Origin of the sequence: Hyphomonas sp. (assembly GCF_022844445.1) — a bacterium.
Lineage (GTDB): Bacteria > Pseudomonadota > Alphaproteobacteria > Caulobacterales > Hyphomonadaceae > Hyphomonas.
The window spans coordinates 199,227-220,662 of the sequence record NZ_JALHLS010000002.1 but is presented as its reverse complement, the minus strand read 5'-3'; the positions used below and the strand labels follow the sequence as shown (position 1 = coordinate 220,662).

The following is a 21,436-nucleotide window of genomic DNA, read 5'->3' as shown; positions in this document are numbered from 1 at the left end:
CGGCCGTAACGCGGGAAACATGGCCGGCCACAAGGCGGCGAGGCTTTCCACAGCCTGACGCACGCACGGGAGATCGCATCCCGTTAAAATCACAAAGCATGTTCTTGATTTGTTCTATGCATCGTGTTTGGGTACCTGATCACTTTTTGAGATCCGCCCCTTACATCAGCGGAAGAACAAAACTGCGCCCATGGACCTTAGCACACTTATATCCAAAGGCCTGATCGGCCCGGTGAACACTTCAAGGACACGCACTGCCGCTTTCCCATATGAACTGGGTGCACGGGGCCTGCATGAAGTGGTGGAAGGGGCTTATGGCGATATAGCCGCCGCGACAGGCTTTGCGCTGAGTGCGGCCTGGCCTTCGGGCTTCGGGGCCTTGTTATGGATTTCTCAAGCCACCACGCGGCGAGACGCGGGAAGCCTTGCCGAGACAGCCCTGCGAGAGATGGCCAGCAGAAATGCCCGGCGTCTCAGCCTTGTGGCCAAACATGCCAGTGACGTGTTGTGGGCCACAGAAGAAGCCGTCGTTTCGGGCGCGGTCAGTCATGTCATTGCCGAGGTGGACGCCGCCGATTTTACAGCCACAAGGCGATTGGCACTGGCATCGGGACGTCATGGCGTGCCCGTCACTTTAATGCTTCCGTACGGCCGTGAGGGCGCGACGGCAGCCGCTACACGCTGGCGGATCACCGCACGCCCCTCCGCCCCTAATCCTTATGATCCAAGAGCTCCGGGCCGGGCTCGCTGGCGCGCCAACCTCGAACGTTGCCGCCTCAACCCTTCTGCTGTCGGCAGGACTTTTGATCTTGAGTGGAACGATGAGACGCTATCTCTCAGTGTGGTTTCCGGAATGGTCGCTGGATCGGCTGCGACGCGTGCGGCGCCATCCTACGGACTCCCTGGCCGAAAGGCCGGCTAAGGCTCGCCCTTTCGTCCTCTATGAAAAATCTGCTCACGGACTGATTGTCGCCGCGACAAATGAGGCCGCACGCACTTCCAGTCTGCAGCCAGGCCTGCGTCTTGCCGATGCGCGCGCCACATTGCCAGACCTGACTGCCGAGGAAGTGGATCGCGAAAGTGATGAAGAGAGCCTGAAGGCGCTGGCGAGCTGGCTTGTGCGTTTCTCTCCGCTTGTCGCGCTGGATGGGAACGATGGGCTTATCCTCGAAGTAACCGGCTGTTCCCACCTCTTCGGCGGCGAGGCTTGCATGGCGGCAGAACTTTCTCTGCGTCTGAAGGCGGCGGGATACGGTCATCGCCTGGCCTTTGCGGGCACGCGGGGCGCCGCCTACGCCCTTGCTCGCGGAGAAGCCCTGGAGGACACACCCGCCATCCTGCAGTCCGGAAGCGAACAGGAAGGCCTTGAGAACCTCCCGGTCAGCCAGCTGCGCCTGTCCGATGCGGCGTTTACCCTGCTGCGGCGCTTCGGCCTGACCCGGATTGGGCAGCTCTACGAGATCGACCGCAAGGCGCTCGCACGGCGGTTTCATTCGCGCGAAGCAGCAGACGCTGTCTGCATGCGACTGGATCAGGCCCTTGGTTACCGTAATGAACCTTTCGAACCCTTCCGTCCGCCATCGGATTATATCGAATCCCTGCCCTGCCCGGAGCCCCTGGCGGACAGCGCGGGGATCCATGCCGGCCTCACCCTGCTTACAGGCAAGCTCTGCAGAGCGCTTGATGCAGCAGGATTGGGCGCACAAAGCTTTGTTTTGCGTGCCTTTCGTTCGGATGGTGAAGTCCTGACCCTTCGCGTCAATGCGGCGTTGCCTGTTCGCACCCCCGATCATGTCTTGCGCCTGTTCGGTGATAAAGCGGAGAGCATAGATCCAGGCTTCGGGATAGATCTGTTGCAGATCGAAGCCTTCCGGACCGCCGCCATGACGGCCGGCAGCCGGCCTCTTTCAGGCGAGCTGGCGCAAAACGACATCGATGAAACCGCGCTTGCTGCCCTGGCAGACAGGATCAATGCCCGCCTTGGCGAAGGGAGTGTCACGGTCACCGTGCCGGTGGCGCGCCATCCGGTGGACCTGGCCGAAGAGACCTGGCCGTATGCGGGGAAAATCATGGACGGCGTGCTTCCGGCCGCCGGCATGAAGGGCTTGCGCCCTATCCGCGTGTTCGACCGCGCTGAGCGGGTCGAGGTGATGGCACAGGTGCCCGACGGACCGCCCCTGAGTTTCGTTTGGCGGCGGGTTGTACGCCGCGTCGTTCGGGCGGATGGACCGGAGCGCATCGCCCCGGAATGGTGGACCTACTTTCCGCCGCGAGCAGGCGAAGCGAAGTCCCTGCCGCGCGCGCGGGACTATTACCGGGTCGAAGATGCGGATGGGCGGCGTTACTGGGTGTTCCGCGAGGGGATTTATGGTGACAGACGCGGCACAGCTCCCGATTGGTTCGTACAGGGATTGTTCGCGTGACCGCCTATGCCGAACTTGCCGTGATGACGAACTTCTCATTCCTGCGCGGAGCGAGTCATGCCGCAGAACTTGTCAAACGCGCAGCTGAGCTTGGAATCGCGGCGATCGGGATCGCCGACAGGAACACGCTCGCCGGGGTCGTCCGGGCGCATGTCGCGGCAAAGGACGCTGGTCTTCGGCTTCTGGTCGGCGCCCGGCTTGTGCCGATTGAAGGACCGGAGATCATCGCCTACCCGACAGACCGCGCCGCTTATGGTCGGCTATCCCGCCTTCTTTCCGAAGGCAAGATGAAGGAAGACGCCGCCAAGGGGGAATGCCTCATCACGCTTTCGGACATCCTGGGTGCCAGCGAAGGACAAGTCCTGATCGTCATCCCTCCGGAACAGCCATCCTCTTGTTTTGCGGACACCCTCAGCATGATCGCTTCAGCGGCGCCGGGCCGCACATTTCTCGCTGCGCGGGCCGCCTATTCTGGCCGTAACCGCGAACGCCTCGCGCGGTTGGCGCAGACTGGCGCTCTGGCGAGCGCGCCGATAATCGCCGTGAATGATATACTCTATCACGCACCCGAGCGCCGGCCCCTACAGGATGTGCTGACCTGTATCCGCGAGCACTGTACGCTGGACACCGCCGGTTTCCGCTTGGAAGCAAATGCAGAACGCCACCTGAAGAGCCCTGCAGAAATGGCCCGCCTGTTCAATGGTTTTGAGCCAGCTATTGCCCGCACGCTTGAAGTCATGGAGCGCTGCCAGTTCAGCCTCGACGCCCTGTCCTACGAGTATCCGGATGAACCCGTGCCGCCGGGTTCCACCCCGCAGGCCCATCTCGAAAAACTGGCGTGGGCGGGCGCAGACTGGCGCTATCCCGGCGGCATACCGGAGAAGGTTTCGGCGCAGATCCGTACGGAACTTAAAACCATCGCGGACCTCTCCTATGCACCCTACTTCCTCACTGTACATGACATCGTCCACTGGGCTCGTGCGCAAAACATCCTCTGCCAGGGGCGCGGATCGGCAGCGAACTCTGCCGTGTGTTACTGCCTCGGCGTCACAAGTGTTGATCCGACCCTCACGAAACTCCTGTTTGCCCGTTTCCTTTCACCGGACAGGAAAGAGCCTCCGGATATCGACGTCGATTTTGAGCACGAACGACGCGAAGAAGTGATCCAGCATGTATACGACCGATATGGTCGCCATCGCGCCGCTCTTGCGGCGACAGTCATCTGCTATCGCGCCCGCTCCGCCATCCGCGATGTCTGCAAGGCGCTCGGCCTGAGCGAAGATACTGCATCTGCGCTGGCAAAAGGCGTTTGGGGCAGCTGGAGCGACCATCTGCCCGATAAGCGGATTACCGAGGCAGGTCTTGACCCTGCCAATCCGCTCATCCGCCGGGCCGTCCAGTTGGCACGGCAACTTCTGGGCTTCCCGCGTCATCTTTCCCAACATGTCGGCGGATTCGTGCTGACACGCGGGCCGTTGATCGAAACCGTGCCCATCGGCAATGCGGCGATGGAGCAACGCACCTTCATCGAATGGGACAAGGATGACATCGACGCGCTGGGCATCATGAAAGTGGATGTGCTGGCCCTCGGCATGCTGACTTGCATACGCAAAGCATTTGCTATGCTCGAAAGTCACAAAGGGATCCGGCATACTCTCGCCAGCATTCCACCAGACGACACCGCTACTTATGACATGCTCTGCAAGGGTGACAGCATCGGCGTCTTTCAGGTCGAAAGCCGCGCGCAGATGGCAATGCTTCCGCGCCTCCGGCCGCGCCTTTTCTACGATCTGGTGATCGAGGTCGCAATCGTTCGCCCCGGCCCCATTCAGGGCAACATGGTACACCCCTACCTCCGGCGGCGGAAAAAGCTGGAGCAGGTGAATTATCCCAGCCCCGCGCCAGAGTACGGCCCGGCGGATGAACTCCAGCAGATCCTGGAAAGAACGCTGGGTGTCCCCCTGTTCCAGGAACAGGCCATGCAGATTGCAATAGACGCTGCCCGCTTCACTTCAGAAGAAGTCAACGGCCTGCGCCGCGCCATGGCCACGTTCCGTAATGTTGGCACGATCCGCAATTATGAGGACATGCTGGTGGGCCGGATGATCGCACGCGGGTATGATCCCATCTTTGCAAAGTCCTGCTTCGATCAGATCAAGGGCTTCGGCGAATACGGCTTCCCGGAAAGCCACGCGGCCTCCTTTGCCTTGCTCGTCTACGTTTCCTCATGGATCAAATGTCATCACCCGGAGATTTTCTGCGCCGCGCTTCTGAACAGCCAGCCCATGGGATTCTATGCGCCGGCGCAGATCGTCCGCGACGCGCAGGAGCATGGCGTCGAAGTACGTCCCGTGGATGTGAACTATTCCGACTGGGACCATACTCTTGAGCCCATGGAAGACCGCGAAGGCAAATTCGCGGTGCGCCTCGGTTTCCGGCAGGTCGATGGATTGTCGCAAGCCCACATGGAACACCTGATGGAACGGCGCGGCGGCGGATACGCCACACCGGATGAGCTTATGCGCCGCAGCGGCTTGTCCAGGAGCGTGCTGGAGCGTCTCGCCGCCGCAGACGCCTTCTGCTCCATGGGCCTCTCACGCCGCAACGCCCTCTGGAAAGTGCGGGGCGAAGCGCCAAGCTACGCCCTGCCGCTGTTTTCAGCGACAGGCCTTGCCGAACAGGGCGACGAGGCTGCCGTTGCCTTGCCGCAAATTCCGCCCTCGGAACATGTTCTCCAGGATTATCAGACGACCCGCCTTTCCCTGAAGAACCATCCTATGCATTTCCTGCGGAGCCTGCATGAGAAGCGCGGTATCCTGTCCACAAAAGACGCCGCCAGTCAGCCGGACGGCCGGCGTGTCCAGACATCCGGCGTCATCCTCGTTCGCCAACGCCCGGGCACCGCAAGCGGCGTCGTCTTCATCACGCTGGAAGACGAAACCGGAATTGCCAACCTCGTCGTCTGGCCGCGGGTCATGGAACGCTTCAGGGCCGTCGTCATGCGGTCTCGGATCGTTCATGTAAAAGGCCGGGTGCAAACTGCGGACGGCGTGACACATATTGTCGCCGAGCAATTGATCGACTGTACGGCAGAACTCAACCTTCTTTCGGAAGATGCGCTGCGCGACCCATTGAAAGGCGTTATCTCCCGGTCCGATGAAGTGGCCCGGCCCGTCGCCGAGCGCCAGGCCCCTACCGTCTGGTCAGCAGGCGAAAGTCACCCCCGAAGTGTACGCATCATCCCGCCCAGCCGGGACTTCCACTGATACAGAAAACCTTCAGCGCTGCAGGCTCAATCGTACGCCTCAAGCATGGTGCGGTGGGCTAAACGTAGAGGGCTTTGTGCAGCGAAATCTGTAGCGCAAAGTGCAGCGGTTCAAGTTCGAGCACGTGCAAGCCGGCGCAAAGCTGCGCAATTGATTCAATACGTTCAGAGCGATAACTGTCGCGCCGTAATATCTGGCAGGCGGTGCCATCAGTCTGTTGTAATCCCGCCTCCGCTTTTCGCGTTCGAACAGGTGCCAAGCAAAAAGAAGTTTGCGCCATTCGCGAAAGGTGACATCCCGCAACGATCTGACCCTATCATTCCTCCGCTGTTCCAGTTTTTTGGTTCGCCCTTTCGGAAAAATGACCTCCGGCAAGCTCGGCGCGACTTGATACAAAGCTGCCACATTGGGGAAACACGTGGCAAATCGATTTGCCTCAATGTCACGCCCCCCCGAGGATGCGCGGCAAGAGAACCGCGACAAAGAAAAATGACTTTAGAATGTTGTGACTGTGAGGGACACGCAACATGCTACAGCAGCACCCATCCGCAGTGCGCAAGCTTTTACGTAGGCATCTCGCAGGGCTGTTCCGGGCCGTTTCCCGTCAACCAAAGCAGGTCCTGCAGAATACTTTCAATAAGCCTGTGAGCCGCCTCGTTTTCATCTCGCGGAACGGAAGCCGCAGCGACTGCAAGCTTCGACGCAAGACCAAGCGGCGTTTGGGCAGCCAGTGAAGGAAGGACCAAAAGTAGCTCGCGCTGAACTTCGGCTAACTCTTTAATCCGGCTGTCGATTGCCTCGAGTTCAGCTGCTTCGGGAACTGCTTTGCGTTGCCGGAGCGTGAGCTTAAACCAGTTGCGTTCGCTTATGAGATAGGACTCGAGTTTTTGCCACTCGCTAGCGAGGGCCTTTGCTTCTGCAAATCGAGCAAGCCAATCTTGAGACACTGTGGCAGCCGGATCCATCTCCGGAACAGGAAAAATGCGCTCTGACAGCATCGCGGAAGGCCCCTTCGCAGCGCCCACCGGACGCATGCCTGCAGCCTCCGATTTTTTCGGAAGTCGTGACATTTTAGGCGAACCTTGGTTAGACAAATTACTTCTTAAATCATCGGATTTCGAAAGTCAATCCAAAAGTGACTTATTATACTAAAGGTGACATTTGCTAACTTCTGGACAAGTCCGCGCTGCGCGAGGTCTTTTGGACTGGAGCCAAAGCAAGCTGGCGCATGAATCAAAGCTGTCCGTTCAGACCATAAAGCGCATGGAAGGTGTCCGCGGACCTGAAGGAAGTACCCCGGCGAATGTGGAAACAGTTCGCAGAATATTAGAAGAAGCGGGGATTGTTTTTTTGGCAGACGGCGACAGGCCTGACGGTGGAAGCGGTGTGCGGCTAAAAAAAGTAAAATGAGTCTGATGTTCGCTTTCCACGTCCACACATAGCCGCGTCAATCGGAGCCGGGACTAACTCAAATAGAGGGCCACTTTCCGGGAGGCAGACCAGTCAGCCGGATGCGTACCTCACAATGGCTGACGAGGAACAATCATGAAGGACGAGGCAAATGGTCAGCCATTGCGACGTTTTCCGATCTGCAGTGGCAAAACTCAATCTGGCCCGACCCAGACATTGGCCGGATCTATCAGCACACGGAACAACGCTCTATCGAGCGCGAGATTGCTCAGCATCTTCTCTTGTCGACGAAGGATTTTGAACTGTTTTGCCGCAGGCTTGAATCCCATAAGATGCAAATAGGCATAAACTTCTGCTCTCAGAAGCGGATTCGTCGTTGTCGTCTTAAACCCAAAGGACATTCTCTGTATCCTGGAGACTATGTCGGACTTCTCGAAGAGAACCGCGCCTTCAATATCCGCCAACTTCATTCCAAGGATGTGGGTCATGACCACCGCCGAGGCAGCGTTGCTTAAGTATTGAATTTGTAGCTGGTCAATGAAGGACTGTCTCATTTCGTTTTCATTAGATTTGAAGTGCGCCTCGAGATGAAGGCAGGTTGCCAGATCGTTCACGGCGCGGATCAAGGCCGCTCTGGAATGTTGTCCAGGTAGCTTAGACGCAAACAGATTTTCTACGTGATCCGAATACCCAAGGCTGTAAGCGAAGTTTTGATCCGCCTGTCTGATTTTCGATTGGTCGCCTTTGAACCGAACATTTATCGCTGTCCGCCTGACTTTCGAAGCGAACGCGGCACACAAGAACAAGTTTAGCGCCGCCCGCTCCGAGTAGGCCCGGCAAAGGCGGACAAATTGTGGGCCTTCTGAGTGTTCTTTTGCGTGATAATCGATGCAATTCGTGAGGTGTTCATTTGCTATTTCAAACTCACGGAATACTCGCGCGCCTCCGTCAAAGCTCAGCGGTGGCGACATCGCACCAATGCGGAAACGATTGGTCAGCGCCGCGAGGAATCTGTACTCTGCCCAGTCCTCTTCTTCATCGGCAGTTGGAGGGTGCGAATGGCCATCTATGGTTCTAAGCTCGAGCGCCGCATCAGCAAATTGATCTGCGTTAGACCAGTCCTCAACAGCTAGCGCCGACCAAGCCCCAAGTGCAAGAGCGAGCGCCGGCTGGCCCAACACTTTGTCCCAAGCATTTGCCAGAATAGTCTTTAGCTCGTCGTCTTTTCGGACTGCGAAAGTGTTCGTGAGCTGGAGTTTCGCGCCGTCTTCATTGAGGTTAAGCCTCAGCGAAATTGGAACCCGCGGGGAGGTTCGCATTCCATTCTCATGCCAGACTTGAACGAATTCGCGCGCAATCGGGAGCCAAAACCGAGCGCTGTCATTGCGAATTTCGCTGATGATTAAGTTAACGTAGTCTGCGAACGTATCTTCGGAAGTGGCGCTTCCAGCGTCAGTGAGAGCGGTTTGCATTCGAACGTTCCGATCCTGGAGTCGCGGAAGTATCGTGCGACCGGACATACTGATTGCGCATCGCTCAAGCCGCCTCCATTTTTCGATTGTCGACTGGAGCAGCTTGAGGTCGTTCAGCGCACCACTTAGGTTCAGCATTTGAATGAGCTCGTCGTGCGCTGCACTACTCAAAATCTGTTCGCCATCAGTTAGACGAAGCGCGGTACGCTCGCGTTGACGTAGTTGCGATTCTCCAGAAGCCTTGTTGAGCTCCGACAGATTCAAGGTCAGCAGCGTAACCTCTAGAATCTGATTAAGTTTGTCGAAACTGTTTCGCAACGTCGAACCGAACCGGACGTTGGTGCCCTGCAGATTGAAGATCGGAGCATATTGCCGGAATCGGCGCAGCAGAAATGGATTGGAGTATCTGCTGTCGTCCTGAGCTCTCTGCGAAAACTCTCGCCTATACGTGTCGAAAACGATTTCGTCTGCGGTAACAAATACGACCCTGTCTTCCCCACTTTTTTCAGACACCGCTTCGACAAGTGCGATGGTTTGTGCATCACTCCATAGTGCAGCACGGCTACGCCCCGACCGCTCATCGTCTTGATCGTCGTTAACGATGCCAATATTCCGTCTGCGGCATTCGAGTTGTAGCAATCCGAACCAGTGCTTGGAGCGTGAGGCCGCGACCGTTTCATCATAGTCAGGAAATTTCCTGTGCAAGCCTCTCATTTTGTGAACGGTCTTGCTCTCAACAATGTGCCGCAACTGTTCGATCGGAGTTATCTGGTTGTCTTCTGCGAGGATTTCCATACCGACTCGCGTCTCTACCATCGCTGGCGGCAAATCCGATTCAGAAAAATCCTCTAGATAATCCTGGAAATCGGCAAGCATCGCTGCTCGCAATTTCGTAAGTTTGGCGCGATCAGATTTGCCTGCCAGCGCATCTTCAACGGCCTTCGTGCCTTCGATGATCATCCTGCCTTGAGCTTCCAGTTTCTTAGGGGAAGCGTTCAGAGCCTGTTCCTGAAATTCCTTACTCATCTTGTCGATGCGCAGAGCCAGCTCGACCCTGTGCCAAGGACTGATCAACAGCTGAGGATGCGGTTGCCCCGGCAACACGTCCGAGACGATGTACTCAGCAGCAAGCATCGCAGCCTGTTTCTGATAGCTTTCCTTGACCAAGCGCGTGGAAGGATTGGCGAGTATATCCCAATCTTCGGAATGAAAGCTCGCTGAGCGCCCGCGAAAATCCCAGGGTCGAACAAAAAGTTCGAAGATGTTCGCGTCGACAGTGTAATGAATTGTATGTCCTTCTTTTTGATAAAGAACATCATCGCGCATGCGCTTTAGGTCGAGACTGAGGTCCAAAAATCGAAGCGCAAGTCGGACCAGTTTCTCGGGATCGGCAGACGGGCTCGTCACGCGACATCCTCCGGAATCGGACCGAAATTCGGCACACCTTCGAATTCGGCGATATCCAACTGACGAGAAGCGCCGCGTTTCAATCGATCAGAGTCTGAGCGCGCTGGCAGCTTTAACAAGTTCGCATTTTGGGCTTTTGTCAGATCGATACTGATCTTTGATTGATCGGTGAAAATGGCGTCTGCAGGTGCAACAAGACCTAATCCTTCCAATTCGCCAATCAGAAATCCAACGATATTGTCATTCCAGTCAGTGACCGCACGTCCCGAAAACGCTTTAAGTCCGTCGGATTTTGCAAATCGCACTGCGATGAGATCTCGGACGACGACGCGCTTAACCCCCGACTTTAGCTCGGCTGCGCCGAGTAAGCGAAAAACACTTCCCTTTAAAGACATTCCATTGTTTCCGGCAACCGAGATCGGCTCTTCGAGCACAGGTGTTTGTCGCCGCAAGTATATGCCTGAAAAAGCCTGCTCGATCGGCTTATCGAATCGCTCAGGCACCGGCCAGTGCATCACCAAGTTGCTTGATTCGATGCTTCCATCTGGATCGAGAGCTTCAGCAGCTTTGGCGCCGAGGGCGAGCACGTGCAATCTTTCGTTGATCGATACGAAACAACTCACGTTTCCTGAAGCGACGATGCCGATATCAGAAAGTGATACTCCGGGACCGATCGTATTGGATTTCGGCGCACTCATACCCACAGAGACCCCGTCGCCTGCGTGCTCGGCTCTGTCCTGATACCGAACATTTCTCCGGGCATTTCTAACTGATAGCCTTCTTTTTTTGATCGAGCCACCTCGGCGTCCCACAAAGGGTAGACCTCGAAACCTAAGCCGTCTGCTGATGTGCGAACTGAGTAACCGGGCATGATTGATTTGATGAGTTTCATCGCAAGCGAATGACGAATGGAAACATAAGCTTGGCGTTCTGGTTCCAGTCTGGGGTAACCGGAAGGCGGCTTTAGCGTATGAGGCGCCTGCGTATCGATATAATCCGCGAGCAGCAATTGGCGGATATGGAGCCCGCGTTGCTCGTCGTTCGAAATCTTAAGGCCACCAAGATTCGCGGAAGCGCCATGACGGATGATGTATGGATGATTCGGAAAAGGCTTGCTGCTTGAGACTTGGGTCAGCAGGGGTACTCCGATCTCGGTGCAGCGAAGCATGCCGCTTTCAAATTCCACGACGCCCTTGCCCAATGCGTGGCGGAGCATGAGTTTGTGAATAGGCGCCGACAGCGGGATGAAGGGTCTGGCTTCCATTGCAACAAGGAGCACGGACCCAACATTTACCCCAGCCTTGGCTATTGACTTATCGAGCAACAATCGCGCCGCTTTGGGCATCCGCTTTACTGCCTCCGAGTACGCCGCCTCCAATGCACCAACGTATTCGTGGTGTTCGATATGTGCCTTTAAGTACTCTACGAACCGATCATTTTGCTCCGGTGTCCGCGTCGCAGAATTGGCATCGCGAGGTAGCTCATCCGAGATAGTAGACCTGATCGAACGGATCGCCATCAGAGCGTCCCGTTCGGCTTTAATGATAATCCCAGCCACGGTGTCTTGGCACATCTCAGCTATTTCTATGGCCAACCAACCGTTCCGAAAATCACCATGAACGAAGCGCAGGCAGTCTATCAGCCCGCCATCCCCGCAACCGCTTATCAAAACGCACTTATCACTCGCTCTCAACTCCTTTAGTTCTTCTTCCGTCCACTGACTGAATTGATCCTTGGGCTGCCAGTATGAATGCGAGGCGAGGCCGGCGACGACTCTCTCCTCAGCAAATCCCGTCGTTATGATCGCGCATCGATAAGCGTGGTCGTTCTTTGGGACCGTAACCAAACGGACAGGCCCATCCGGTTTTTGTGGCGACAGCTTAGTGACCGCACTCTTTACCAAATTGAGTTTACGCTTGGGTGTGGTTGAGGATGGAACTATCCGGGTTTCCCAATCGGATAGGATTTCTGCATAAATCTGGGAAGCAGGCGCGGCATACCAATCCGCGAAGCCGTAATCCGTCGTGTGCCGGAGCCGCTCCTCGGGCCAACGAGAGATGGTTGGATGCACAAGCCGATGACTGGCTTCCTTTTGCCTGTGGAAAATGCCCTCGCCACCTTCAAAGATATCGACGATACAATCTTGACCGCGCAGAGCGGCAGCGGCGGTGATGCCCGCCAATCCGGCACCTACAACAGCGACCCGGTCCCCTTCGCGCAACCTTTTCGTCTGGATCAATCCCTCTATGAGGTCCAAAACTCGGATCTGCTGTGATTTAAAGCTGACTCTGCTGGCGTATGGACCCACAAAATAGCAATTTGGCCGGGTATGCAGGTATGCGGCTTCAACAACCTGTTCCAGGTAGCCCCGCCTGCTAGCGTCCACGACAGCCATCCACGCCTCTCGTCTTAGAGCAGTCTTTTGATGACATTACCGTTACGACAGACCCACGCAACCGAAATTCACCCAAGGTTGAGCGGTCTGTTGAATCGCCCGGCTAGGGGGCTTCTTCGCAGTGAGTCGCTGCGCGACCTTTAACGATTATCCCCGATCCGGTTCTGAACAACGCTTCTGGCACAAAACATCAAAGGGCAGCGCCAAGCGCGCAATCCGATACTGCCCAGCGTCCCCGCCACCAAAAGGAGTAAAGCACGCTTCGATCATTGCTCTGTCTGACGCGTAGCGCCGAGGCCGATCCCGGCCGACAGTCCCTGGTCCGGTGCTGTCAGTCTAATGCGAACCCGTCTCCGCTTTTCGCGGGTCAGCAGCTGCTACACAACGAGAAGTTCGCGCCATTCGCGAAGGGCGGCGTCTCGTAGCGATTTGAAGCCGGCCCTCCTCTCGATGTTTCTTTGGTGATTGAAATGATTGTGTACAGACGAATGGACTGAGGCGAATTTCTGGAGACTTCGCATTCGCCTGAAGCGCGACATTGCCCGCTCTCGTCGGCGGAATGGCTGGTGAGAATTTTCGGCGCGGTTGTTTAAGTGCCGGCCCGTCTCCTGGCGTCCCTCGTTTCCAATCACTTTCATCGCCGCGTGATAGGATGGGCACTTGTCAGTCACCACGACCTCGGGATTTCCATAGCGTTTCATGGCTTTTCTGAGGAATTTCAGCGCTGCTGCCTTGTCCCGCTTCTTGGTGACGTAGGCTTCAAGCACCTCCCCTTCGTGGTCAACCGCGCGCCAGAGATAGTGCGTCTCTCCGCGGATCTTCACGAATACCTCATCCAGGTGCCAGCGCCACTGCTTGACCCGGCGTATTGCCTCTGACCTCCGCTTACGGATCTTTTCTGCGAAGTATGTCCCGAAGCGATCGACCCAGAGGCGGACGCTTTCGTGGCAGACATCTATGCCGCGCTCGTGCAGGAGATCTTCGACGTTTCGCAAAGAAAGCGGAAATCGCACGTACATGAGTACGCCAAGCTGAATGATCTCGGGCGACGTTTTGAAGTAGCGGAACGGGTTCTGGCTCATTTTCCAAGGCTATCTGCCCTGCCCGGCCGGCTCAAGACCCGGTTCCTCTGACATCACCCCGGGCCGAGCTCTCACCAGACAATGAGTATTGGAATGTCACCGCCAATCCGAAGGGATCGAAGATGGACCTGAGCGTAGTCCGTGTTGGGAGGTTTGGAGGTGCCATCCTTGGTGCTGACCGAGTGTTCGCATTGTCGGCCGATGTCACAAGCAAGGACGCGGCTCCCGTCGTCCTGCGCATCATGCTCGACAGCTGGGTAAGCCAATAGCCGAAGTGATGGGTTACGATAGCCCATGACGGGCTCACATTCCGCCCTGCAGAAAAGATCATCGAGAGACTTGAGCGCGCGTTGGCTGCTGCACAGGCCCCCTACCTCGACACGAAGCAGGCTGCCGAGCTGACTGACATCAGCACCGTGACGCTTGAACGCTGGCGTGGAGAGGGCGTTGGCCCGCCGTACGTGAAGCTCGGTCGGCTGGTGAAGTACCGGCGCGTGGACCTCGACGCCTTCATGGAAGCCCGAATTCTGCGATCCTTGAATGGAACCGATTGTCAATCTTTTGTTGGCTGAGCGTTTAACTCACACCAGTGGTAGATTGAAATCGGCCCCTAAGCGAAGCTTAGCGAAAATGAACCGTTGGAATTCAAAGAGGATCCCAATGCATTTTGTACGTCATCGGCGCGGTTTGCAAAGCTTCTAGTCGAGCTATTTCCCGCAAACACCAATCCGACCATGTAATTTTGGCTGTCGAGCAATAACGACCCGGAATCTCCCGGCCTACTCATATCTGTTGTCATAATTTGATTAGTAAATGTGCGAGCCCCGCCCGGATACCCACTGACGCTTACGGTGGCATTTGTTGACTGTATTGAACCGGTAGTGACGTTCGTGGTACGACCTCCCTTCTTTACACTGGCTCCTGCTGAGGGACTTCTGATCCCTGCCACACGGCCTATTGTGCGAACAGTTCCAACCGAGACCAAAGAAGAGTTTCGGACCTCAGCGATTGCCAAGTCAACTCGTGCGGTAAGCGCTGACCAACTCAAATCTGCAATCCAGGCGGCAGGAGCCAAGCCTCCATCGTATGCGGACTGCTGGAGAATGGCATCGCCATTCGAACCTCCGCCTCCAACCAAAACATGCCAGTTCGTGATAAGGAAAAGTTTATTGGGTCTAGTGCTGATAGTTACTGTTGCGCCCAGAGTACCGGCTCCGCCAACGCGGGCGTTGCCGATGCTATCTCCTCCTTCAGCGGGTCTGTGAAAATCAGTCCACTGCGCAACAATAGAATCGGTTGGTTCCCACAAAACCTCTATCTGAGGAGAAGCAGATGAGAATATCATCGGGCCATCATCGCTCGGAATCGGCAATGATCTGGGCAAAGGCTCTGGTCCGCCCGGCATTTCATCAACAGCAAGCGCACTCGCCATCTCAGCAAGGTTCAAGTCAAAGACCCCGAGAACAAGAACCCAATTTCCGTTTCGCAATTCGACCGAGGCATAGCCCACATTTGGATGGCTTACCAAAATGTCGCCGAATGCTGCAAGCGTACGATCTGCTTCGCCTTGAGTGGCCATCCAAAGTCTCCCCGATCACCAGACAATGTAAGATTTCAATCCCACGTATTCTTCGGAAAATCAATCTAAAAGTGCGAAGCTGTCAGGTGAGTACCACTATGCAAGACGTTCGAAGTCATCGAACGCCATGCTGGCATTGAGGGCGAGCGAGAAATCGTAGCGCCGGTCGCCTTCGCGGATGCCTACCTCACCGACCCACTGCCGACGCGGCCGATGCCGGGCGTGGACCCGGCGCACCTCGAGGAGCTGGGCCGGACCTACGGCGATCGGTTCACGTACTACCGGGGCCTGCTGCTCGCCGAGGCCGTCCGTGTCCAGAGGATGTCGGGCGAATGAATGACGGCCCGCCACGACGGAAGAGTGCGGGGCCGGCCGGCAGCGAACACACCAGCCGCCGAAGAGCGCCGGGACGGTGGCGCCGTAGTCGTCGGGTTCGCAGCTCGCGCTGGAGATGATGGCTAAAGTCATTGGCTCGAAGTCAGGCGATTGAAACAAAGCAAGGTTAGCAAGCGGCAACAAATCGTTCCGCGGCTGGCTTAGGGCCTTCGGAAGCATAATTCTGGACACCCGCGAACGTCCCCGGAACAGCCTTTGACATTCGCTGCAACTTGCTAACCGATCTGGGCGAATCTCCGAAGGCGGACGGTATGGGCGGCATGGGATCGGGCGGTCACAACAGCAAGGGACGTCGAACGGTCGAAGGCCAGTACCGGCTTGATGCCTCGGACCTGAAGCGGCGCGGATTGACGCGCAACGGCTCTGTCTCGCACCTTTACTGGAAGGGCAGCGACACAGCGCCCGGCCCTTCGCTGAAGGTGGTTGGCGGCGAGAACGCGATCACTCTTTCCTATGCCTGGCGACGAGGCGACGATCTGTGGCAGAAGCATGAGGAGCGAGTCGGGCTGCATCATCATGCGCGCCAGTTCGGTGGATGCGAGACCTACTTCCTATGCCCGAAGTGCGCGCGAACTGTGAAACGGCTGTACGGCGGCGGAGTGCGGTACCTTTGCCGAACCTGTCACGGCCTCGTGCATGCCTCTACGCAGGAACGGCCGGGCAGCCGCGCGACACGCAAGAACCAGAAGCTGCGTCGCCGGCTTGGCGTGGAGATCGGCCTCGGCGACTGGATCGGGCCGAAGCCGAAGGGGATGCACCGGAAGACGTTCGAGGAGATCAGCGCACGGATTCATGCCGCGGAATCCGAAGTCTACGACGACATGCTCGTGCTGCTGAACCGGATGCAGCGGACGACCGAGCGGCGTTCAGCCCGGATTGGCGTGCGAGAGCGTCCGAAGGATTTCTGGAGGTAGGCGGACATGAGCGAACAGGCTGTGCTGATACCGAATGTCCTGCCGCCATCGCCGTATGAAGTCGCACTCCTGCCCTGGGAAGATGCGGAGGCCTTTGTCTGTCTTCGCGAAGAGTACTTCTCAGCATATCCGCCCGGCGGCCCGGCCGAACGGCACATCCCAGAACAGATCGTCTGGTGTGACTGGCGGCGGCGCAGGCTCGTGCTTGGAGAACGAGCGTTGCACATGGCGAGCCTCGACAGCCGGACGAGCGGCGAAAAACGGGATGCCCTGTCGCGCCGCGCGCTGGCGGTATCGGGCGGCACGCGGCCGGAGATCTCGTCAGCCGGCGCCATAAAGAATGACGACGACGAGGACGCCGAGACCGAACAGATGTGGGCCGGCATGGTTGAGCAAGCGGAGACGTCCGAACAACTCCTCGAAGCGAACGCCAAGGATTGCTATGCGCAGGCGCTGGCATGCCTGCCGGAAGAGACCGCTGAATGGTTCCTTGAAACCTGCGAGACCGAAGAGAAGTACAACGAGGACCGCGAGAGCTTGCTACGGTTTTTGAGTGGCGAGGTGTTGCCCTTCTTCCGCAAGCACCTCGCGGGCTCCCAAGCTGGCCCCACTGTGCGCCTCCAGGCCTGGGGCGAAAGTCTCGACCCGCACCGGATGGACCGGCTGATGCAGCTCGATGAACGCCTGACGCGGCAGTATGAGAAGCTATTGGGGATGCTGGAGCGGGCGCGGCGCAGCGGCCCGGCGCAAGTGTGATTCTCTATGTCAAAAGTGATTCATGTTTATGTTCCGCTCACAGAGCAACTAAACCTCTGCAAGAGGCTAAACCTAAACATGCAAAAGTGACAACATTTGACGCTTACTAGCGAAGCGTCTTCGCAAGACGAAACCCCAGATAGTAGTTCCGGATGCCGGGCGTGCTCCTGCCGCGTTCGGCCAAACGCAGGTTTAGCGGATCGTCGCCCCACGAGCCGCCGCGAACCACACGTTCAGAGCAACCTTGGACTGTATATGCCGAACCATCATCCGGTTGCGCCGAATACCCTGCCTCATAGCAGTCTTCCGTCCACTCCGAGACATTCCCATGCATGTCAAATAGGCCGAACGCGTTCGCGGGGAAGGAACCCGCCGGTGTCGTTTTCTCCCGGTATTCGCCCTCGACGCCAGACCCGTAAGTATAAGGGCCGAAATAGTTCGCCTGGTCTGTCGAAATCGTCGCACCGAAACTGAACGGCTTCGCCGTCCCTGCCCTCGCCGCATATTCCCATTCGGCCTCTGTCAGAAGGCGGTAGCCCTGTCCCGTTTTGCCGCTCAGCCACGATGCATACTTCTTCGAGTCTTCCCAGCTCACATTCGTCACAGGCCGGCTGCCCTTGCCGAACCCATCGTCCCTTGCCGCCGCACAGCCCCCATCCGACACGCACGCCGAATACTCCGTCCACGTTACTTCATGCTTGCCGACTGCGAAGTGATAATTGATTCGAACCGTGCGCTGAGGGCCTTCGTTGTCCTTTCGCCCCTCTTCGCCAGCTGGCGAACCCATCGTGAATCTTCCCGAAGGCAGAACCACCATCTGGGGCCCCCGGCCGGAGCCAGACTTGAAGCTATCGCTGAACTCTTCTCCGACACGGGGAACAGCGATAGGGCCCGCAGTTTTTGGCGGAGTACTCAGGGTCGAAATTCGGGTTCTCGCTGCAGATGCGTTCGTCCCCTTCGGAAAGTCCTCAAGGTAGGCCTGATAGGCGGCGGATGTGTCGGTGCGTTGCGTAATCTTCCAGGCTGCGGCGTCACGCTGAGAGTATTCCTTGGCTGCCGATGTCACTTCAGCTCGAAAGACTGCCAGATTGTCGATGGCGACGCTCGCCAACACCAGCTCCTCTCGGCCGGCAACACGCGCAAAGGCATCGGCCGCCGATTGTGTGGCGGCGCCCGCTGTTCCGTCAACGGACGAGGCGTAATAGCCGAGCACCTTGAGACCGGCCTGTATTTCCTTGATCTGGGTAACTCGCGTGGCAGGAACTTCTGAGTTGCCTGGCGGAGGTACGGCGGTACCTGGGTCGGCGACGGTTTGGGCGAACCCCGCTGCGCCAGGCGCGTCCTGTTCCGAAACCACTTCAAGCAGGGAGGGTGCCGCCGGGATGTCAGACTGCTCCTCGACCTGTTGATCGGTACGTGCCGGAGCGTTTCCAAACATGCCGACGGGATCAATGAAATAGACCCCTGCCCCGGCTGCACTGACAATCACGACGCCGAGCGCTATCAGCACCGCCATCCGTCCTGATACCGCTGCCGGTGGTCTTTCGCGTCGGTAGGGATTCACGATCGGGGCCGCCGACCTTGATTCCACTTTGGGCTTCGGTTTCTGCGTAACGAAAATGCCCTTTGTCGGCCGCTCGATGCCGAGGCCTTCCATAAGCCGTTCGACATCAGCTTCAAACGAGAGCCGGTTCACCGGCGTGCCGTTGCGCTTTGACAGCAGTTTCAGGTTCTCCGGTAAGTGATCGGCGCTTGGAACTGGCGCGCCATCAAGCAAGACCGGAACTACGGGGATGCCCCTTTCAAGCGCGGTTGAGATTTCGATGCGGACAAAGTCCGCCGGATCATCTAGCCGACGCTGGCCTGTTTTGGCGTCCTGGCAATTCAGCCAATTCCCCCCGATTACGGCCAGCAGGATGTCGCATTGAGCAACCTTTCCTTTGAGATGCTGCTCGAAGTCCACGCCGAGCGGTATGTTGTCCACGTCGATGAAGATGTCTTCCCTCGGATTGGCGACCCAAGGCTGCATCAGCCTATGCAAGTGGTCGGCCTGATATTGCGCATCCTCCCGCCGGTAAGAGATGAAGATCTTCGCCATGCGCAACGTCCCCTCGACGCAGAGACCCTAGCGCGACCGACTGGGCAGTTCAACGGGACAGACTTGTTCGCCGACGTCCGCAAGGGGACGTCGCCATTCGCTTCAAGCCGCACCGAAGTGTGTGGACGAATGTGGGGACGAGAACTCGACACATTGTCAAATTCCCTTTGTATTCATATACTTATTGAAGTTATCTGGCGGTGCTGTCAGTCGGATGCGAACCCATCTCCGCTAGTCGCGGGTCAACAGGTGCTAACCGCCCTGCTCGGCCGCCTCAAGACCCGGTTCCGCTGACATCACCCAAGTGCCAATTGGCAAAAACATCTGGGCTAGCCGGGCACGGGGTCGTATTTCCGAGTTGGCGGATGTTGTTGCATATCGTGATCGTTGCCGGTCAGTTGGTCGACCAGTGCTTTCAGTTCCACCAGTCGGATCTGACCGAGCTCCCTTGGCGTCACACCATGCCGGTTGCAGAGTACGGCCGCGGCGGCTGCAGCGACACCATGCTGCGCTCCATTCCCCATCAACTTGGTTGATGAACCTGCAACGTGCGTGACGCTGATATGCTTACCCGCGGCCAGGAGGTTGCTGATGTTCCGGGAATAGAGGCAGCGGAACGGGATCGCATAGGCCTGCTTGTCCCGGCCGTCGAATATCCAGTCCTTGAGCCGGAAGTCGTACTTTCCTTCTCCTGGCTCCCAGGCACAATGGATACAGAACGAGCCATCATTTGCGATCAGCGCATCCTCAAAGTATGCGTGGTTTCGGATATCATTTTCGGTCAGGATATGGTCACCCTTGTATCGCCTGAACTCGCCTTGCGCTGCGACATAGGCCATCCACTCGAACTCCAGATTGGCGTAGTCGGTCGGCTCAAGCCTCTTGACGTTCGAAAAGGTCCCGAAAAGGGCACGCATGAGATAGTCCCTGATCCGCTCTCCATTCGTGTACGGATCAAGCCACTGGCCATATTCCCAGAAATGCGTGGCCGGAAAGTCCGTAAGTGCCTGGCTGTACTGGAACTCAGGCGTATTGGGGTTGTTGCCGGCTTTCGGGCCCGGGCCGTTTTCGAGGCCGGGCACAACCAGCTGACCGCTGAGGTTGGCATAATCCTTTGAAACTTCGGTCGCCCAGGGCACATCCGGGAAATCAACGGGCGCGTCCGCCATGCGCGTGCGGAAGAACAGCGTATTGCCATGATGCATATCGTCTGCGGTCTCCGGCGCGTAGGGCTCATTGAACTCTGAGCGCGCCTCCCGCCCGAACAGGGTCTCGGCCCCTGCAAGAACTCCCAGGATCGCAACGCCGCTTGCATCGATCCAGATTGCGCCGCGGATTCGGCGCTCCATGCCGGTCCTCGCTTCCACGGCATCGATACTGTCGATCCGGTCGCCGTGCCGAACCGCAGAGACTACCCGGTGCTCAAGAAATAGCGTTGCGGTCGGCTCTGCCTCAAGCAGGGACTGAGCCCTGAGCTCTCCTGCCGCATTGCGCTCGGAGAGTTCTTTTAAAAGCGCGCCCTGCGTGCCACGCGGCATGAGTCCGATCTCTGTGCTGGCGTTTCCTCCGAGGACAGGACGGTCGTGGATGAGCGCAACCTTCTGACCGAGGCGCGCGGCCGCGAGCGCTGCAGCGCAGCCTGAGATCCCTCCCCCCACAACCACAACATCGTACTGGCCCGCGTCCACCGGTTCAGCTGGCAGCCTCCTCAAACGACGGCGCCAGGCGCGGCTCTGCTCACCCACATCATTCGGCGGCTCGCCGCCAAGCCTTCCAATGAACACAGCATCGCACCGACCGTTAAAGCCGGTCAGGTCATGGAGCGCCAGCGAGACCTCGCCGGCCGGCAGCGCTACCTTTCCGGCCGATTGCCAGGACCAGTCCTGATCGTTTGCACCGAAGATGGTCTCGAGCCTCGTCCCATTGATCGAAAGCGCAAACTGGCCTGGATGGTAGCCTGGTACCCAATCCTTGGCGCGGACCCAGACTTCGTAGTCACCGGCTTCGTCGACGACGACCGTTGTCGTCGCATCCTCAACGGGCCGGCCGAGCCCATGCGCCATGAGGTAAGGCGAGCCCATCTGTACCTCGAACTGCGAGTCCAGAACCCAGCCGCCATAAGACGCGAAGTCTTCAGCCTCGATGAGGATTCCGTCGGGCTGCTTGTCCTCTTCTGATGTTAGCGACATCCGCATGATCTCCTTCGGCTGCTCTGTTCTTCACGGTGCAGGCGTCCGC

The 21,436-nt window shown here is 57.7% G+C and carries 14 protein-coding genes; 5 read left to right on the top strand and 9 right to left on the bottom strand.

The genetic code is table 11. From position 1 onward, the window contains the following. Nucleotides 1-821: 821 nt before the first annotated feature. Nucleotides 822-2,423: a DNA polymerase Y family protein gene (locus Q0C17_RS04015; RefSeq protein ID WP_291201668.1), complete on the top strand. Its 1,602-nt coding sequence runs from the start codon at nt 822-824 to the stop codon at nt 2,421-2,423. Between the two features lie 23 nt (nt 2,424-2,446). Next, entirely contained in the window at nt 2,447-5,689 is a 3,243-nt protein-coding gene (locus Q0C17_RS04010; protein WP_366914762.1) for an error-prone DNA polymerase, read from the top strand. Nucleotides 5,690-6,252: 563 nt separating this feature from the next. On the opposite strand, the gene Q0C17_RS04005 is transcribed toward Q0C17_RS04010, so the two are convergent. The 5 genes from Q0C17_RS04005 to Q0C17_RS03985 form a co-directional block, all read right to left on the bottom strand. Then, complete coding sequence (locus Q0C17_RS04005; protein WP_291201664.1) at nt 6,253-6,723, bottom strand: hypothetical protein; 471 nt, start codon at nt 6,721-6,723, stop codon at nt 6,253-6,255. Between the two features lie 570 nt (nt 6,724-7,293). Beyond that, nucleotides 7,294-9,978, bottom strand: coding sequence for a hypothetical protein (locus Q0C17_RS04000; RefSeq protein WP_291201662.1), 2,685 nt, complete (start codon nt 9,976-9,978; stop codon nt 7,294-7,296). Further along, nucleotides 9,975-10,676, bottom strand: a complete 702-nt coding sequence (locus Q0C17_RS03995) for a hypothetical protein (RefSeq protein WP_291201660.1) — start codon at nt 10,674-10,676, stop codon at nt 9,975-9,977. The genes Q0C17_RS04000 and Q0C17_RS03995 overlap by 4 nt, the downstream gene beginning before the upstream one ends. Then, a complete protein-coding gene (locus Q0C17_RS03990; RefSeq protein ID WP_291201658.1) occupies nt 10,673-12,373 on the bottom strand; it encodes an NAD(P)-binding protein in 1,701 nt (566 codons plus the stop codon). Before Q0C17_RS03990 ends, Q0C17_RS03995 begins: the two co-directional genes overlap by 4 nt. A gap of 377 nt (nt 12,374-12,750) precedes the next feature. Beyond that, nucleotides 12,751-13,455 carry an IS6 family transposase gene (locus Q0C17_RS03985; RefSeq protein ID WP_291201655.1) on the bottom strand — a complete coding sequence of 235 codons (705 nt, stop codon included), beginning with the start codon at nt 13,453-13,455 and terminating at the stop codon, nt 12,751-12,753. Between the two features lie 350 nt (nt 13,456-13,805). On the opposite strand from Q0C17_RS03985, the gene Q0C17_RS03980 reads away from it, so the two are divergent. Beyond that, nucleotides 13,806-14,027, top strand: a complete 222-nt coding sequence (locus tag Q0C17_RS03980; RefSeq protein WP_291201652.1) for a helix-turn-helix domain-containing protein — start codon at nt 13,806-13,808, stop codon at nt 14,025-14,027. 38 nt (nt 14,028-14,065) lie between these two features. Here the strand turns inward: Q0C17_RS03980 and Q0C17_RS03975 are convergent, their stop codons facing one another. After that, on the bottom strand, nt 14,066-15,034 hold the full coding sequence (locus Q0C17_RS03975) for a trypsin-like peptidase domain-containing protein (RefSeq protein WP_291201649.1): 969 nt from the start codon (nt 15,032-15,034) through the stop codon (nt 14,066-14,068). A 96-nt stretch (nt 15,035-15,130) separates the two neighbouring features. After that, nucleotides 15,131-15,589 carry a hypothetical protein gene (locus tag Q0C17_RS03970; protein ID WP_291201647.1) on the bottom strand — a complete coding sequence of 153 codons (459 nt, stop codon included), beginning with the start codon at nt 15,587-15,589 and terminating at the stop codon, nt 15,131-15,133. A gap of 92 nt (nt 15,590-15,681) precedes the next feature. On the opposite strand from Q0C17_RS03970, the gene Q0C17_RS03965 reads away from it, so the two are divergent. Both Q0C17_RS03965 and Q0C17_RS03960 read left to right on the top strand, forming a co-directional pair. Beyond that, the gene (locus tag Q0C17_RS03965) at nt 15,682-16,344 is read left to right on the top strand and encodes a hypothetical protein (RefSeq protein WP_291201645.1); all 663 of its coding nucleotides are present in this window, start codon (nt 15,682-15,684) and stop codon (nt 16,342-16,344) included. Between the two features lie 6 nt (nt 16,345-16,350). After that, the gene (locus Q0C17_RS03960) at nt 16,351-17,100 is read left to right on the top strand and encodes a hypothetical protein (protein WP_291201643.1); all 750 of its coding nucleotides are present in this window, start codon (nt 16,351-16,353) and stop codon (nt 17,098-17,100) included. Between the two features lie 106 nt (nt 17,101-17,206). Here Q0C17_RS03960 and Q0C17_RS03955 read toward each other — a convergent pair whose 3' ends face one another. Both Q0C17_RS03955 and Q0C17_RS03950 read right to left on the bottom strand, forming a co-directional pair. Further along, nucleotides 17,207-19,198, bottom strand: a complete 1,992-nt coding sequence (locus Q0C17_RS03955; protein ID WP_291201641.1) for an SUMF1/EgtB/PvdO family nonheme iron enzyme — start codon at nt 19,196-19,198, stop codon at nt 17,207-17,209. Between the two features lie 329 nt (nt 19,199-19,527). Then, complete coding sequence (locus tag Q0C17_RS03950) at nt 19,528-21,387, bottom strand: FAD-dependent oxidoreductase (protein WP_291201639.1); 1,860 nt, start codon at nt 21,385-21,387, stop codon at nt 19,528-19,530. Nucleotides 21,388-21,436 lie beyond the last annotated feature (49 nt).

What these genes read in the sequence shown, in the direction of transcription:
- Q0C17_RS04015 (WP_291201668.1), top strand. Translation starts at nt 822, where the DNA reads ATGAGACGCTATCTCTCAGTGTGGTTTCCGGAATGGTCGCTGGATCGG.
- Q0C17_RS04010 (WP_366914762.1), top strand. Translation starts at nt 2,447, where the DNA reads ATGACGAACTTCTCATTCCTGCGCGGAGCGAGTCATGCCGCAGAACTT.
- Q0C17_RS04005 (WP_291201664.1), bottom strand. Translation starts at nt 6,723, where the DNA reads ATGCGTCCGGTGGGCGCTGCGAAGGGGCCTTCCGCGATGCTGTCAGAG.
- Q0C17_RS03995 (WP_291201660.1), bottom strand. Translation starts at nt 10,676, where the DNA reads ATGAGTGCGCCGAAATCCAATACGATCGGTCCCGGAGTATCACTTTCT.
- Q0C17_RS03990 (WP_291201658.1), bottom strand. Translation starts at nt 12,373, where the DNA reads ATGGCTGTCGTGGACGCTAGCAGGCGGGGCTACCTGGAACAGGTTGTT.
- Q0C17_RS03985 (WP_291201655.1), bottom strand. Translation starts at nt 13,455, where the DNA reads ATGAGCCAGAACCCGTTCCGCTACTTCAAAACGTCGCCCGAGATCATT.
- Q0C17_RS03975 (WP_291201649.1), bottom strand. Translation starts at nt 15,034, where the DNA reads ATGGCCACTCAAGGCGAAGCAGATCGTACGCTTGCAGCATTCGGCGAC.
- Q0C17_RS03970 (WP_291201647.1), bottom strand. Translation starts at nt 15,589, where the DNA reads ATGCTTCCGAAGGCCCTAAGCCAGCCGCGGAACGATTTGTTGCCGCTT.
- Q0C17_RS03965 (WP_291201645.1), top strand. Translation starts at nt 15,682, where the DNA reads ATGGGCGGCATGGGATCGGGCGGTCACAACAGCAAGGGACGTCGAACG.
- Q0C17_RS03960 (WP_291201643.1), top strand. Translation starts at nt 16,351, where the DNA reads ATGAGCGAACAGGCTGTGCTGATACCGAATGTCCTGCCGCCATCGCCG.
- Q0C17_RS03955 (WP_291201641.1), bottom strand. Translation starts at nt 19,198, where the DNA reads ATGGCGAAGATCTTCATCTCTTACCGGCGGGAGGATGCGCAATATCAG.
- Q0C17_RS03950 (WP_291201639.1), bottom strand. Translation starts at nt 21,387, where the DNA reads ATGTCGCTAACATCAGAAGAGGACAAGCAGCCCGACGGAATCCTCATC.